1 protein-coding gene is annotated in these 237 nt (G+C 56.5%); it reads right to left on the bottom strand.

Annotated elements, in window-relative coordinates; genetic code table 11:
* Positions 1-79: 79 nt before the first annotated feature.
* The coding region (minE, locus tag SB771_RS36925) for a cell division topological specificity factor MinE (protein ID WP_410722276.1) at positions 80-237 on the bottom strand (158 nt) is incomplete at its 5' end.

Raw genomic sequence — 237 nt, 5'->3', positions numbered from 1 at the left:
CACGAAAAACAATGGCACAGCAAAGCGCGCCACCCAATGACGGTGACGCGCGTCAAGCGATAAAGAAGCTACAGACGGCTCAAGCCTGCGGAATCTCGATCTTCACCTCGAGCACTTCGAGGTCGTCGTGGCGTTCGAGATTGACGCGGATATCGTCGTCCGAAATCTTCACGTACTTCGAGATCACGGCGACGAGTTCACGTTGCAACGCGGGCAGATAATCGGCGGGCGCTTTGC

Origin of the sequence: Burkholderia sp. SIMBA_051, from assembly GCF_046534915.1 — a bacterium.
Taxonomy (GTDB): Bacteria; Pseudomonadota; Gammaproteobacteria; order Burkholderiales; family Burkholderiaceae; genus Burkholderia; species Burkholderia ambifaria.
This window is presented reverse-complemented; position numbering and strand designations above follow the sequence as displayed.